This window comes from Mycobacterium paraense (assembly GCF_002101815.1).
GTDB classification, from domain to species: Bacteria; Actinomycetota; Actinomycetes; order Mycobacteriales; family Mycobacteriaceae; genus Mycobacterium; species Mycobacterium paraense.
On record NZ_LQPM01000008.1, the window covers coordinates 177,599 to 191,441 of the forward strand.

Annotated in this window: 13 protein-coding genes; 8 read left to right on the plus strand and 5 right to left on the minus strand. The window is 70.7% G+C overall.

What is annotated here, in order from left to right; genetic code table 11:
• Positions 1–49: 49 nt before the first annotated feature.
• Both AWB89_RS07570 and trmB read right to left on the minus strand, forming a co-directional pair.
• The gene (locus AWB89_RS07570; RefSeq protein ID WP_085098635.1) at positions 50–766 is read right to left on the minus strand and encodes an NYN domain-containing protein; all 717 of its coding nucleotides are present in this window, start codon (positions 764–766) and stop codon (positions 50–52) included.
• Positions 763–1,644 (minus strand): tRNA (guanosine(46)-N7)-methyltransferase TrmB, encoded by an 882-nt coding sequence (gene trmB, locus AWB89_RS07575; RefSeq protein ID WP_372515353.1) that lies wholly within the window; start codon positions 1,642–1,644, stop codon positions 763–765. Before trmB ends, AWB89_RS07570 begins: the two co-directional genes overlap by 4 nt.
• Before the next feature lie 86 nt (positions 1,645–1,730).
• Here trmB and AWB89_RS07580 point away from each other — a divergent pair, with 86 nt between their 5' ends.
• The 3 genes from AWB89_RS07580 to AWB89_RS07590 all read left to right on the plus strand — a co-directional run bounded on the left by AWB89_RS07580 (position 1,731) and on the right by AWB89_RS07590 (position 6,265).
• On the plus strand, positions 1,731–2,738 hold the full coding sequence (locus AWB89_RS07580; protein ID WP_085172618.1) for a hypothetical protein: 1,008 nt from the start codon (positions 1,731–1,733) through the stop codon (positions 2,736–2,738).
• Positions 2,735–4,258 carry a hypothetical protein gene (locus AWB89_RS07585; RefSeq protein ID WP_085172750.1) on the plus strand — a complete coding sequence of 508 codons (1,524 nt, stop codon included), beginning with the start codon at positions 2,735–2,737 and terminating at the stop codon, positions 4,256–4,258. Before AWB89_RS07580 ends, AWB89_RS07585 begins: the two co-directional genes overlap by 4 nt.
• 177 nt (positions 4,259–4,435) lie before the next feature.
• A complete protein-coding gene (locus tag AWB89_RS07590; RefSeq protein ID WP_085172620.1) occupies positions 4,436–6,265 on the plus strand; it encodes a phosphoenolpyruvate carboxykinase (GTP) in 1,830 nt (609 codons plus the stop codon).
• On the opposite strand, the gene soxR is transcribed toward AWB89_RS07590, so the two are convergent.
• Positions 6,262–6,729 (minus strand): redox-sensitive transcriptional activator SoxR, encoded by a 468-nt coding sequence (soxR, locus tag AWB89_RS07595; RefSeq protein WP_085098648.1) that lies wholly within the window; start codon positions 6,727–6,729, stop codon positions 6,262–6,264. The genes AWB89_RS07590 and soxR overlap by 4 nt on opposite strands.
• A gap of 67 nt (positions 6,730–6,796) precedes the next feature.
• Here soxR and AWB89_RS07600 point away from each other — a divergent pair, with 67 nt between their 5' ends.
• The 4 genes from AWB89_RS07600 (at position 6,797) to AWB89_RS07615 (ending at position 11,167) form a co-directional block, all read left to right on the plus strand.
• Positions 6,797–7,504 carry an SDR family oxidoreductase gene (locus AWB89_RS07600; protein WP_085172622.1) on the plus strand — a complete coding sequence of 236 codons (708 nt, stop codon included), beginning with the start codon at positions 6,797–6,799 and terminating at the stop codon, positions 7,502–7,504.
• A complete protein-coding gene (locus AWB89_RS07605; RefSeq protein WP_085172624.1) occupies positions 7,501–8,505 on the plus strand; it encodes an S-adenosylmethionine:tRNA ribosyltransferase-isomerase in 1,005 nt (334 codons plus the stop codon). Before AWB89_RS07600 ends, AWB89_RS07605 begins: the two co-directional genes overlap by 4 nt.
• Before the next feature lie 178 nt (positions 8,506–8,683).
• A complete protein-coding gene (gene fadD4, locus AWB89_RS07610; protein ID WP_085098657.1) occupies positions 8,684–10,201 on the plus strand; it encodes a fatty-acid--CoA ligase FadD4 in 1,518 nt (505 codons plus the stop codon).
• A 3-nt stretch (positions 10,202–10,204) separates the two neighbouring features.
• Positions 10,205–11,167, plus strand: coding sequence for an enoyl-CoA hydratase/isomerase family protein (locus AWB89_RS07615; protein WP_085172626.1), 963 nt, complete (start codon positions 10,205–10,207; stop codon positions 11,165–11,167).
• A gap of 1 nt (position 11,168) precedes the next feature.
• On the opposite strand, the gene AWB89_RS07620 is transcribed toward AWB89_RS07615, so the two are convergent.
• Positions 11,169–11,576, minus strand: a complete 408-nt coding sequence (locus AWB89_RS07620; RefSeq protein WP_085098663.1) for a CD225/dispanin family protein — start codon at positions 11,574–11,576, stop codon at positions 11,169–11,171.
• An 83-nt stretch (positions 11,577–11,659) separates the two neighbouring features.
• Entirely contained in the window at positions 11,660–12,826 is a 1,167-nt protein-coding gene (locus tag AWB89_RS07625) for an acyl-CoA dehydrogenase family protein (RefSeq protein WP_085172628.1), read from the minus strand.
• 9 nt (positions 12,827–12,835) lie between these two features.
• Between AWB89_RS07625 and AWB89_RS07630 the strand changes: the two genes are divergently transcribed.
• A complete protein-coding gene (locus AWB89_RS07630; RefSeq protein ID WP_085172630.1) occupies positions 12,836–13,840 on the plus strand; it encodes a MaoC family dehydratase in 1,005 nt (334 codons plus the stop codon).
• Positions 13,841–13,843 lie beyond the last annotated feature (3 nt).

Sequence of the window (13,843 nt, forward strand, 5' to 3'; positions counted from 1 at the left end):
GATCGCTAGCGACCCGCGCTGTGTCTCTTTCGGTTTTTTGACGCCAGTCTCACACACGCGTGGTCAACAGGGCGGACAGCGGCCGGAACGGCTGCAGCCAAGCCCCCTGATCAGGCAGCGAATCTAGACCGATCCGTGGCAACGGTTCCCGGAACACACCTGCGATGTCTTCCAGGTCAACGAAGTCCAAGGTATCCGACGCTAACGCCCAACTCGCGTGTTCGCGAAATCCGATCACTTGGACGGGTACCCCGGTCCGCGAAATTTCTTCCAGCGGTTGCCGGAAAGCCTGGCCGTCGGCCGAGGCCACCACCAGCGCCGCCAGCCCCTCCTGGTGCCGCTGGGCGATGTGGGCGAGCATGTCGCGGTCGACGTCGCTGTCCTCGTCGATCTTCGGTTTGGCGAAGACGGCGAAGCCCACGTTGCGCAGCGCGTCCACCCACGGCCGGACGACGTCGGCGCTGCCCGGCGCGATGTTGGTGAAAACGGTGGCCTCGGGTTCGATCACGACGCCGGGGCGCCCGGCGCTGACCTCCGCGGTGCGCGCCAGCAGCCAGCGGCCGAGGGCGTCGAAACGGGGGCGTTCCAGGGCCGTCGGGCGGCGGCCCAGGATGGAGCCCAGGCCCATGTCGAGGTTGGGCGCGTCCCAGACCAGGAGAACCCGTCCCGCCGGGGGTTGAAAGCTGCTCAGGCCCTCGGCGGACAACACCGCCGGAGCGTCCAGGGGCGCTTGCTCTGCTGCTGTGGTCTCTTCTGTCAGGCTCATGTCTGTTCAGCCTTCGTCCAGATGAATTCGTTCACGACGCTGCCCGCTTCTTGGGCCTTGTTCTCGTACTTTGTGGTGGGACGCACGACCGAGATCGGCAACCGATCGCCCGGACCGACCCGGTGCAGCCGGGGCTCGGCATCACCGACCTCGGCGATCTGCTCGGCGTAGCCCGGGTGGTCCGTCGCGGCATGCAGGACACCACCGGGGAGTAACCGGTCGGCGATCAGGCCAATCGTGGCCGGCTGCAGAAACCGGCGCTTGTGGTGCCGCGCCTTGGGCCACGGATCGGGAAAGAAGACGCGCACCCCGGTCAGCGAGCCCGGCGCGATCAGGCGGTCCAGCACGTCGATCGCGTTGCCCCGGACCAACCTGATGTTGTCCACCCGCTCGCGGTCGATCGCGGACAGCAGCTGGGCCAGCCCCCGCCGGTAGATCTCCACCGCGATCACGTCGATGTGGGGCTCGTCCTTGGCCATCGCCAGGGTGGATATGCCACTGCCACAACCGATTTCGAGCACCAGCGGCGCCTCACGGCCGAACCACCCGAGGGTGTCCAGCGGCTCGGCGGGCTGGGGCGCCCCCGTCGCGTCGGCGCCGACCGAGACGCCCAATTTCGGCCACAGCCGCTCCCACGTCTGGCGCTGGGCCTCCGATAGCGCGGAACGCCGCGAGCGAAAGCTCGTGGCGGGAAGGTGGCGCTGGTCGGAGCGGTCCGCGCCGGACGGTTCCGGGACCGCTTCCCCTCCTGTCTGCAGGACAGCCTCCACTCCCACCGGCGCGCCGGGACACGTCCCGACCCCGGGTTGCGCATGCATTTGTCCATGGTGGCCCATGAACGCCCGATGTAGCCGCCCCTGATCCAGATTGATACCCAACAGTTGCCTTCGACTGGTAACAGCCCGGTGGCTCGCATCTGGGTGACGCAGGTGCCACCATTCGGTGAGGTTGAATCGGACGGGACATGACGAGACAAGGCCACCGAATTTTCGTCGACGAGCTGCGGCGCTTCGCCGCCGGCCATGCCGACCCGCGCGTGACGGCGGTCGCCGAGCGCTGCGCCGCGCCGCTGCGCGTGGCCGTCGGCGGGCGCCGCGGGGTCGGTCGCCGCACGGTGGCGCGCGCCCTTGACCTCGCCGGGCCCGCGCACGGCATCTCGGTGACGACGGGGGCAACCGGCACCGCGGACCTCGACGTGTACGTGACCGCCGAGGTGGTCAAACCCGAGGACACCCAGGCGATCGCCGCCGCCGCGCGCCCCGTCCTGGCGGTGCTGAACAAGGCCGACCTGGCCGGTTCGCGCTGCGCCGAGCTGTCCGCACTCGTGGCGGCGCCGATGGAGCCGATGAGCGGGTTGCTGGCGGTGGCCGCCGCGGACGGCCTGAACGGCGAGCTGTGGGCGGCGCTGCGGGCGCTGGCCGCCGATCCCGGCGGCGCCACCTGCCTCGACGGCTCGTTCGCCGGTTTCCTGGCCGCGGACCTTCCGGTGCCGCCGGCGCTGCGGCTGCGGCTGCTGGACACCCTGGACCTGCTCGGCACCGCCCTCGGGATCGCCGCCGCCCGGCGGGGCGCGACGCCCGCGCAGGTCCGCGCGCTGTTGCGCCGCGTCAGCGGCGTCGACGCCGTCCTGGCGAGGCTGCCGGTGCTGGGCGCCGCGGTGCGCTACCAGCGGGTACTGCGGGCCGTCGCCGAGTTGGAGGCCCTCGCGGTGGGCGACGAAGGCATCCACCGCTTCCTCTGCTGCGACGACGCGGTGCTCGCGCGCATGGCGGCCGCCGTCGACGCGGCCGCGGCCGGCGGGCCGGACCCCGGCGCCGATCCGGCCGCGCACCTGGCGCGCGCGGTGCGCTGGCAGCGCTATGGCCGGGGCCCGGTCAGCGCGCTGCACCGCGCGTGCGGCGCGGACATCGCCCGCGGATCGCTGCGGCTGTGGTCGCGCGCCGGCGGCTCACTGCCCGGGGAGTCCGATTGAGCGCCGAGGACGCGGCCGCCCAGGTCGACGCGCTGGTCGCGGCGATCGGCCCCCGGCTCGATCCACCCGCCATCAACCGCCGCGACGTGGTGCTGGTCTCGGGGCCCTGGCTGGCCGGCGTCACCGCGGTGGTCGGGGCGCTGCGCGAACGGCTGTCGCAACACAAGTTCGTCGAGTCGACGGACCTGGGACCCGGCGACGCGCCGACCGCGGTGATCTTCGTGGTCTCCGCGGCCGCGCAGCTGACCGCGTCCGACTGCGCCCTGCTCGACGCCGCCGCCGAGCACACCGACGTGGTCGTCGGCGTGGTGTCCAAGATCGACGTCCACCGCAACTGGCGCGAGGTGGTGTCCGCCAACCGCGACATCCTGGCCTCGCACGCACCGCGCTACGGCCGGGTGCCGTGGGTGGGTGCGGCCGCCCGGCCCGACGTCGGCGAGCCGATCGTCGACGACCTGGCGCAGACCGTCGCGGCGCAACTCGCCGAGGCCGACATTGCGCGACGAAACAGGTTGCGCGCCTGGGAATCCCGGCTGCAGACGGTCGTCCGGCGGTTCGACCGCGACGCCGAGGGCGCCGGGCGGCGCGCCCGCGTGGACGGGCTGCGCGAAGAGCGCAGCGCCGCCCTGCGGCAGCGCCGGCAGTCCAAAACCGAGCGCACCATCACGCTGCGCGGCCAGATTCAGCAGGCCCGGGTGCAGCTGTCCTACTTCGCGCGCAACCGCTGTTCGTCGGTGCGCGGTGAGCTGCAGGAGGACGCGGCGGGGTTGTCCCGGCGGAAGATGGCCGACTTCGAGGCGTACGCACGCGGGCGGGTCGACGAGGTGGTGGCCGAGGTGAGCGAGGGAACCGCCACCCACCTGGCCGACGTCGCGCAGGTGCTGGGAGTGCCGGCGGCGCTGCCCGCCTTCCACGACGCCGAGGAGAAGCTGCCGACGATCGAGGTCCCGCCGCCGCCGTTGAAATCCCGGCGGCAGGAGACGTGGCTGCTGATGCTGCTGGGCGCCGCGTTCGGCCTCGGCGTGGCGCTCACGCTGAGCCGGCTGGTGGGCGGATTGACCGCCCGGCTGAGCCCGGCCCTGGCCGCCGCGGGCGCGGCGGGGTGCGTCGCCATCGGCGTGGCGGTGGCGTTCGTGGTGATCCACATCCGCGGCCTGCTGCGGGACCGGTCGTTGCTGGACCGCTGGGCGGGGGAGGTGACGTCCTCGCTGCAATCGGCGGTCGAGGAGCTGGTCGCCACCCGCGTGCTGGTCGCCGAGTCGCTGCTGAGCACCGCGCTGGTCGCGCGGGACGAGGCGGAGAACGCGCACGTGGCCGAGCAGGTCAGCGCCATCGACAGCGAGCTCCGCGAGCACGCCATCGCGGCGGCACGGGCCGCGGCGGCGCGGGACCGGGAGATGCCCACCGTGCAGGCGGCGCTGGACGCCGTGCGTGCAGAACTGGGCGAACCGGGTACACCTCAAGTCGAGGGCGAAAACGACGAACCAGCTTCAAGGAGCGAAAATGGCGGTCACGGGTGACGTTTGGCCCTGTTTCTGAATCGTTGTTGTGAGAAGGCTTATACCCGCCCGAGACCTCCCCGACAAGTGGATCACGATAACCTGTAGTTAACGCCACCATGTAAACAGTTGTGTGGGCGAACGCATACGCAAGCGAGACACGCTCGGTTAGCAGGCAGAAGAATTCAGGAGAGTTCGATGACTTCAGCGACCATTCCCGGTCTGGACAGCGCACCTACCAATCATCCCGGCCTGCTGGCGTGGGTAGAGGAGGTTGCCGAGCTCACCCAGCCCGACCGGGTGGTGTTCGCTGACGGCTCCGACGAGGAGTGGAAGCGGCTGACGGACCAGCTCGTCGAGGCCGGCACGTTCAAGCGCCTCAACCCCAAGGAGTACCCGAACTCGTTCCTGGCGCTGTCGGACCCCTCCGACGTGGCGCGCGTCGAGTCCCGGACCTTCATCTGCTCCGAGCGGGAGATCGACGCCGGGCCGACCAACAACTGGATGGACCCCGCCGAGATGCGGTCGACCCTGACCGACCTGTACCGCGGCTGCATGCGCGGCCGCACCATGTATGTGGTGCCGTTCTGCATGGGCCCGCTCGGCGCCGACGACCCCAAGCTCGGCGTGGAGATCACCGACTCCGAGTACGTCGTCGTCTCCATGAAGGTGATGACCCGGATGGGCAAGGCCGCGCTGGACAAGATCGGCGACGACGGCTTCTTCGTCAAGGCGCTGCACTCGGTGGGCGCGCCGCTCGAGCCGGGCCAGAAGGACGTGCCGTGGCCCTGCAACGACACCAAATACATCACCCACTTCCCGGAGACCCGCGAAATCATGAGCTACGGCTCGGGCTACGGCGGCAACGCGCTGCTGGGCAAGAAGTGCTACTCGCTGCGCATCGCCTCGGCGATGGCCCACGACGAGGGCTGGCTCGCCGAGCACATGCTGATCCTCAAGCTGATCTCCCCGGAGAACAAGGCCTACTACTTCGCCGCCGCGTTCCCGTCGGCGTGCGGCAAGACCAACCTCGCCATGCTGCAGCCGACCATTCCGGGCTGGCGCGCCGAGACGCTGGGTGACGACATCGCCTGGATGCGGTTCGGCAAGGACGGCCGCCTGTACGCCGTCAACCCCGAGTTCGGCTTCTTCGGGGTGGCGCCGGGCACCAACTGGAAGTCCAACCCCAACGCCATGCGCACCATCGCCGGGGGCAACACCGTGTTCACCAACGTCGCGCTGACCGACGACGACGAGGTGTGGTGGGAAGGCCTGGAGGGCGAGCCCGATCACCTGATCGACTGGAAGGGCAACGACTGGTACATCCGCGACACGGAAACCAAAGCGGCGCACCCGAACTCGCGCTACTGCACGCCGATGTCGCAATGCCCGATCCTGGCGCCGGAGTGGGACGACCCGCAGGGCGTGCCGATCTCGGGCATCCTGTTCGGCGCCCGCCGCAAGACGACGGTGCCGCTGGTGACCGAGGCCCGCGACTGGCAGCACGGCGTGTTCATGGGGGCCACCATGGGCAGCGAGCAGACCGCCGCCGCCGAGGGCAAGGTCGGCACCGTGCGCCGCGACCCGATGGCCATGCTGCCGTTCCTGGGCTACCACGTCGGCGACTACTTCCAGCACTGGCTGGACCTGGGCAAGAACTCCGATGAGTCCAAGCTGCCGAAGGTGTTCTTCGTCAACTGGTTCCGCCGCGGCGACGAGGGTCAGTTCCTGTGGCCGGGCTTCGGCGAGAACAGCCGGGTGCTGAAGTGGATTGTCGACCGCATCGAGCACCGGGCCGGCGGCCAGGAGACGCCGATCGGCATCGTGCCCACCGCCACGGACCTGGACCTCGACGGCCTCGAGGTCGACAGCGCCGACGTCGAGCGCGCCCTGGAGGTCAACGCCGACGAGTGGCGCCAGGAGCTCCCGCTAATCGAGGAGTGGTTCGAGTTCGTCGGCGACAAGCTGCCCACCGGCGTCAAGGACGAGTTCGAGGCGCTCAAGCAGCGGCTCTCCGAGTCCGGCTAGCCGCCGAACCCCTGCCGTCGCAACGACTTCGGCAGGTACACCGCGCCCGCCCCGGCGCCCGCCGCCGCGTCGCCCGGGTTGGAGATGGCGCAGCGCTTCAGTGACAGGCAGCCGCAGCCGATGCACGAGTCGAGGTTGTCGCGCAGCGCGATAAGCCCGGCGATCTGGTCGTCGAGGCGCGCGCGCCAGGAGCGGGACAGCCGGGACCAGTCGGCCCGGGTGGGGGTGCGGCCGTCGGGGAGTTCGGCGAGCGCGCCGGCGATCTCGTCGAGGCTCAGTCCGACGTTTCGGGCGGCCTTGATGAAGGCCAGGCGCCGCAGCATCTGGCGTTCGAACCGGCGCTGACCGCCGGACGTGCGAGTCGCCGTGATCAGACCCTGGCCCTCGTAGAACCGGATCGCCGAGGCGGCGAAGCCGCTGCGCCTTGCGATCTCGCTGACGGTGAACAGATCCCGCTTGTCCATCTGGCCTTCCGGGGAATTCGGATCGAGCACTTGACTTAAAGTTTACTTCAACTATCAGTATGGCCGTATGACTCAATCTCATGTCGCCATCGTCACCGGCGCCTCCCGCGGGTTCGGCAAGGCGGTGACCGCCGCGCTGCTCGGCCGGGGGTGGACCGTCGTCACCGACGCCCGCCGCGCCGACGACCTCAAAGACACTGCCGCCGAACTGGATTCGGATCGATTGATCGCGTTGCCCGGCGACGTCACCGACGCGCCGCATCGCGACGCGCTGGTCGCCGCCGCGGCCGGCGCCGGGCCGCTTCGGCTGCTGGTGAACAACGCCAGCAGGCTGGGGCCCAGCCCGCAACCCGCGCTCGCCGACTACCCGGCCGGCGAGCTGCGGGCCGTGTATGAGGCCAACGTGTTCGCCCCGCTGGCCCTGATCCAGGCGGCGCTGCCCGCGCTCACCACCAACGCGGGGATGATCGTCAACGTCACCTCCGACGCCGCCGTCGAGCCGTACCCGGGCTGGGGTGGGTACGGCTCGTCGAAGGCCGCGCTGGACCAGCTGTCGGCCATCCTGGCCGCGGAGGCCGCGCCGGTGGCGGTGTACGCCTTCGATCCGGGCGACATGCGGACCGAGATGCACCAGGCCGCCTTCCCCGGGGAGGACATCTCCGATCGGGCCGAGCCGGAAGCGAAAGTCCCGGCGCTGCTGCGCCTGGTGGACACCCGGCCGCCCGCGGGCCGCTACCGCGCCGCGGATTCGGCGCTGTCCGGGACGCGCTCATGACCGCCGCCATCGAGCCGCCGGAGGCGCGCGGCCTGGCCCGCGACGCGGTCAAGCTGCTGGTCGCCCGGCCGGGGCGGGTCGCCCACGCGCGCTTCGCCGACCTCGGCGATCACCTGCGGCCGGGCGACCTGCTCGTGGTGAACAACTCGGCCACCCTGCCCGCCGCGGTCGACGGCCGCCGCGCCGGGCGGCCGATCGCGGTGCACTTCTCGACGGCGCGCGCCGAGAAGGCGTGGGTGGTGGAGCTGCGGCCCGCGGGCGACGCGGTCGGACACCTCACCGACGTCCGGCCCGGTGAACGCATCGAGCTGCCCGGCGGCGCCGCGCTGGTCATCGGCTCGTCCTACCCGGAGCCCGAGGTCGACGGCGCGCGGTTGTGGACGGCGCGGGTGGTGCTGGAGGGGGAGGTGGGCTCGTACCTCGCCCGGCACGGCCGGCCGATCCGCTACGCGTACGTGCCGCGGCAGTGGCCGCTGCGCTACTACCAGACCGTGTTCGCTCGCCACCCGGGCAGCGCCGAAATGCCCAGCGCGGCAAGGCCCTTCAGCGCCGAGCTGGTGACCGCTCTGGTGTCGTCCGGCATCGCGATCGCGCCGCTCACGCTGCATACCGGGGTGTCGTCGGCCGAGGCCGGCGAGCCGCCGGCGCCCGAGCTGTTCGAGGTGCCGGCGGCCACCGCGCGGATGGTCAACTCGACGCGCGCGGCCGGCGGCAGGGTGATCGCGGTCGGCACCACTGCGACCCGGGCGCTGGAATCGGCCGCCGACGCCGCCGGCGTGGTGCGCCACGCGGTCGGCTGGACCGAGCTGGTGCTCGGCCCGCAGCGCCCGGCACGGGTGGTCGACGGCCTGATCACCGGGTGGCACGACGCCGGCGCCTCGCACCTGTTGCTGCTGGAGGCCGTCGCGGGCGCCGACCTCGTCGCGCTCGCGTACCGGGAGGCCGCCGCCCAGGGGTACCTGTGGCACGAATTCGGCGACAGCGCGCTGCTGCTGCCCTGATCACTTCCGTAACAAAAAAGCGAGCGTGTGGCTTTGTGCCCGCCTCACAGCGACAACTGTTTCGCGGAGTCGCTGCGAGGCGGGCACATTGGACTGTCCCGGATTTTCTGTGACCAGTGTGACTTGGTACCACCGGGCACTTAACACCCGTCAACTTTCGCGGCGGTACAGTCCTCCCATGCAGATTCGCCCCCACGTCGGCGCCGGCAAACCCGCCGTCATCCTGTACCCGTCCGGCACCGTCGTCACCTTCGACGACCTGGAAGCCCGCGCCAACCGGCTGGCGCACCGGTTCCGTCAGGCCGGGCTGCGGGAGGGCGACACCGTCGCGATCCTGATGGAGAACAACGAGCACATCCACGCGGTGATGTGGGCGGCGCGCCGCAGCGGTTTGTACTACGTGCCGATCAACACCCACCTGACCGCGGCCGAGGCCGCCTACATCGTCGACAACAGCAACGCCCGGGCGATCATCGGATCGGCGGCGCTGCGCGACACGCTCGCGCAGCTGCGCGACCACCTGCCGAACGGGATGCCGGAGCTGCTGATGATCGCCGACGGCGACCTGCCCGGCTGGGAGCGCTACCCGGAATGCGTTGCCCGCCAACCGGATAACCCCATCGACGATGAAATCGAGGGGGACCTGCTGCAGTACTCGTCGGGCACCACCGGCCGGCCCAAGGGCATCAAACGCGAACTGCCGCATGTCCCGCCCGCCGAGGCGCCCGGCATGATGTCGGCCCTGGTCGAGTTCTGGATGACCCCTGACTCGGTCTACCTCAGCCCGGCCCCGCTGTACCACACCGCGCCGTCGGTGTGGTCGATGAGCGCGCAGGCCGGCGGCATCACGACGGTCGTGCTGGAGAAGTTCGACCCCGAGGGCACGCTGGACGCCATCCAGCGGCACCGCGTCACCCATGGACAGTTCGTGCCGGCCATGTTCACCCGTATGCTGAAACTGCCTGCCGCGGTTCGTGATTCGTACGACCTGTCCAGCCTGCAGCGGGTGATGCACGCCGCCGCGCCGTGCCCGGTCGAGATCAAGAAGCAGATGATCGACTGGTGGGGGCCGATCATCGACGAGTACTACGCGTCCTCGGAGGCGATCGGGTCGACGCTGATCAGCGCCGAGGACTGGCTGGCGCACCCGGGTTCTGTGGGCAAGCCGATGGCGTGCCAGATCCACATCCTCGACGAGGACGGCAACGAGCTGCCGCCCGGTCAGCCCGGCGAGATCTACTTCGAGGGCGGCTACTCCTTCGAGTACCTCAACGACCCGACGAAGACCGCAGCGTCGCGCGACCGGCACGGCTGGGCCACCGTCGGCGACATCGGTTACCTCGACGAGGAGGGCTACCTGTACCTGACGGACCGGCGCCACCACATGATCATCTCCGGCGGCGTCAACATCTATCCGCAGGAAACCGAGAACCTTCTGGTCACCCACCCGAAGGTGTTGGACGCGGCGGTGTTCGGCGTTCCCGACGACGAGATGGGCCAGCGGGTGGTGGCGGCCGTGCAGACCGTCGACCCGGCCGACGCCACCGACGGGTTCGCCGAGGAGCTGACCGCGTGGCTGCGAGACCGCCTGGCGCACTACAAATGTCCGCGATCGATCGCCTTCGAGGCGCAGCTGCCGCGCACCGACACCGGCAAGCTCTACAAGAACGGGCTGATCGAGAAGTACTCGGTGTGACCCATGCGGGTCGTCGACGTCGGTAGCGAGGGCGACGCGGGCGGCGGCGCACCGCCCGGGGTGATCGTCGCCGTCGGCACCGCCGAGGACATCGCGGCGGCCGGATACTGGCCGGAGGCAGCGACTTTCACGCTGACCGAGGACCCGTGTGCGGATCGCCGGGTCGTCACCGTCGGCTCGGTGGCCGACGCGCTGGCCGAGCTGACGGAGCGCTGCGAGCGGTGGCCACAGGCCAGCGCCGTGTGCGACGACGTGCTGCGCTCCGTTGATCCCGCCGGCCCGGCGCTGCCCGGGGTGCTCACCGAGTCGCTGGCCTACTCGACGCTGCAGGCCGGCCCGGAGTTCGCCCGCTGGCTCGCCGAACGTGGCCCGGCCGCCGCGCCCGAGCTCGCCGAACCGGTGCTGGCGCGCCGCGACGGCGACACGCTGCGCATCGCGTTCAACCGGCCGCAACGGCACAACGCGTTCTCCACCGACGCGCGGGCCGCGCTGCTCGAGGCGCTGACCGTCGCGCAGCTGGACCCCTCGGTGACCGGGATCGTGTTGAGCGGCAACGGCCCGTCGTTCTGCAGCGGCGGAGACCTCGCGGAATTCGGCACTTTGGCCGACCCGGCGAGCGCGCACCTGGCCCGCACCCGGCACAGCCCCGCGCTGGCGCTCGACGCGCTGACCGCCCGGCTCGGCCGGGCGTGCCGCGCCGAGGTGCACGGCCGGGTGCTGGGCAGCGGCCTGGAGATGGCGGCGTTTTGCGGATGGGTGCGGGCGCGCGACGATTCGGTGTTCGGGCTACCCGAGCTGGGCCTCGGCCTGATCCCCGGCGCCGGCGGAACCGTGAGCGTCACCCGCCGCGTCGGGCGCTGGCGCGCGGCGTATCTGGTGCTGTCCGGGCGCGCGATCGATGCCCATACCGCGCGGGAGTGGGGGCTGGTGGACGCCACTTACGTTGGCGCCCAAGGGGTCACCTAACTCAGAAGCCGGAGTAGGTGGTGCTGGTCGTCGACGGGATGGACGAAACGATCGCGGCGAACATCGCGAACCACAGGATGACGCCGATCACGGTGACGGCCACGCCCACCACCGCGCCGATGATGGCCCACTTCTTGGCGTTGTCGGCCGAGGCCTGCGCCTCGGCGAACCGCCCCTGCGCCCACAGCCCGGAGACCTTGGTGGAGTACACGATCGAGACGATGCCCAACGGGAGGCAACAAAAGACCGTGACCAGGATTCCCCAGACGAGGTAGTTGTCCGGCTCGCGTTGCGCCGGCCAACCCGGGTGCGGGGCAGGGTAACCGGGCGGCGGCTGGCCCTGCCAGGACGGCTGCGGTTGGCCCTGCCATTCCGGGGGACCTTCGTACGGCCCAGGGGGATAACTCATGGCAGCTGCCTCTCTCTGGCCTTGCCGGGGTGAGAAGTCCCGCAAATATACAGCAGGCGCCGACCGCAATCCGGGAGATTTGCTCAGATCCCGCCGCGGGCGACCAGTTGCGCCGCGATCACGTTGCGCTGGATCTCGTTGGTGCCCTCCCCGACGATCATCAGCGGCGCGTCGCGGAAGTAGCGTTCGACGTCGTACTCGGTGGAATAGCCGTAGCCGCCGTGGATGCGAACGGCGTTCAGCGCGATCTCCATCGCGGCCTCCGAGGCGAACAGCTTGGCCATCCCCGCCTCCATGTCGCAGCGTTCGCCGCTGTCGTAGCGCTCGGCGGCGTAGCGGGTCAGCTGGCGGGCGGCGGTGAGCTTGGTCGCCATGTCGGCCAGGTAATTTCCGATCGCCTGATGCTTCCAGATCGGCCGCCCGAAGCTCTCCCGCTGCTGCGCGTAGGCCAGCGCGTCCTCGAGCGCCGCGGCCGCCACGCCCAGCGCCCGGGCCGCCACCTGGATGCGGCCGGTCTCCAGCCCCTTCATCATTTGCGAAAAGCCTTCGCCCATCCGCCCGCCCAGCACCGCGGACTCGGGGGCGGTGAAATCGTCGAAGGACAGCTCACAGGACTCCACACCCTTGTAGCCCAGCTTGGGCAGGTCCCGCGACACCGTCAGGCCCGGCCCGTGCTCGACCAGCACGATCGAGATGCCCTTGTGCCGCGGCGTCGCGTTGGGATCGGTCTTGCACAGCAGCGCGATCAGGCCGGCCCGGCGCGCGTTGCTGATCCACGTCTTGGCACCGGTGATCCGCAATTGGCCGGACCCGTCGGGCACAGCGGTCGTCGTCATGTTCTGCAGGTCCGAGCCGCCGCCCGGCTCGGTCAGGGCCATGGTGGCCCGCAGCTCGCCGCCGGCCATCGGCGGCAGGTACGCGCGCTTCTGCTCCTCGGTGCCGAACAGCGTCAGCAGCTTGGCCACCACGGTGTGGCCGCCCATGGCGCCGGCCAGGCTCATCCAGCCGCGGGCCAGCTCCTCCGTGACCCGCACATAACACGGCATCGACACCGGCGATCCGCCGTACTGTTCGGGAATGGCCAGGCCGTAGATGCCGATCCGCTTCATCTGCTCGATCCACGCCTCGGGGTAGGTGTTGGCGTGTTCGAGCTCGCGGACGCTCGGCTTGACGTCGCGGTCGATGAACGCGCGCACCGTGGCGACCAGCATGTCCTCTTCTTCGTTCAGCTCACTGCTCACGTGTGCCATATTGGCCCCGTGACTCATGCGCACGTACGGGAGGGCGGCCCCTACTTCGATGATCTGTCGGTGGGCCAGGTGTTCGACTGGGCCCCGGCGATGACGTTGTCGCCCGGTTTGGCCGCCGCCCACCAGGCCATCCTGGGGGACCGGCTGCGCCTGGCGCTGGACGCCGTGCTGTGCACCGCCGTGACCGGGGTGCCGGGGCCGCTGGCCCACCCGGGGCTGGTCTGCGACGTGGCGATCGGGCAGTCGACCCTGGCCACCCAGCGCGTGAAGGCCAACCTGTTCTATCGGGGCCTGGTGTTCCACCGCTTTCCCGTCGTCGGCGACACCATCTACACCCGCACCGAAGTCGTTGGGCTGCGGGCGAATTCGCCCAAGCCTGGCCGCGAGCCGACGGGGATGGCGGCGCTGCGGATGATCACCATCGACCAGGCCGACCGGCTGGTCCTCGACTTCTACCGGTGCGCCATGCTGCCGGTGAGCCCGGACTTCGATCCCGACCGGGCGCGCGGCGACGATCTGTCGGCCGTCGGCGCCGACGTGCCCGGCCCGGCGCACGATCCGACCGAGCACTGGGACGCCGAGGAGTTCCGCACCAGGGTGCCCGGCCCGCATTTCGGTGACTTGGGAGCCGGCCTGGCGGGGACGGTGCTGCGCAGCACCGGCGACGTGGTCAGCGGCGCCCCCGAGCTCGCCCGGCTCACGCTGAACGTCGCCGCCACACACCACGATTCGCGCGTCGGCGGGCGCCGGCTGGTGTACGGCGGACACACCATCGGGCTGGCGCTCGCGCAGGCCGCCAGGCTGCTGCCCAACCTGGTGACGGTGCTGGGCTGGGAGTCCTGCGATCACACCGGCCCCGTGCACGAGGGCGACACCCTCTACAGCGAGCTGCACGTCGAGACCGCCAGAGCGACCGGGCGCGGCGCGGTGCTGGGTCTGCGGTCGCTGGTCTTCGCGGTGGGCGAGCCCGACCGACCGGTGCTGGACTGGCGGTTCAGCGCCCTGCATTTTTAGCTC

Coding starts and splice junctions, on each gene's coding strand:
- AWB89_RS07570 (WP_085098635.1), bottom strand. CDS start 766: ATGAGCCTGACAGAAGAGACCACAGCAGCAGAGCAAGCGCCCCTGGAC.
- AWB89_RS07580 (WP_085172618.1), top strand. CDS start 1,731: ATGACGAGACAAGGCCACCGAATTTTCGTCGACGAGCTGCGGCGCTTC.
- AWB89_RS07590 (WP_085172620.1), top strand. CDS start 4,436: ATGACTTCAGCGACCATTCCCGGTCTGGACAGCGCACCTACCAATCAT.
- soxR (WP_085098648.1), bottom strand. CDS start 6,729: ATGGACAAGCGGGATCTGTTCACCGTCAGCGAGATCGCAAGGCGCAGC.
- AWB89_RS07600 (WP_085172622.1), top strand. CDS start 6,797: ATGACTCAATCTCATGTCGCCATCGTCACCGGCGCCTCCCGCGGGTTC.
- AWB89_RS07605 (WP_085172624.1), top strand. CDS start 7,501: ATGACCGCCGCCATCGAGCCGCCGGAGGCGCGCGGCCTGGCCCGCGAC.
- fadD4 (WP_085098657.1), top strand. CDS start 8,684: ATGCAGATTCGCCCCCACGTCGGCGCCGGCAAACCCGCCGTCATCCTG.
- AWB89_RS07615 (WP_085172626.1), top strand. CDS start 10,205: ATGCGGGTCGTCGACGTCGGTAGCGAGGGCGACGCGGGCGGCGGCGCA.
- AWB89_RS07620 (WP_085098663.1), bottom strand. CDS start 11,576: ATGAGTTATCCCCCTGGGCCGTACGAAGGTCCCCCGGAATGGCAGGGC.
- AWB89_RS07625 (WP_085172628.1), bottom strand. CDS start 12,826: ATGGCACACGTGAGCAGTGAGCTGAACGAAGAAGAGGACATGCTGGTC.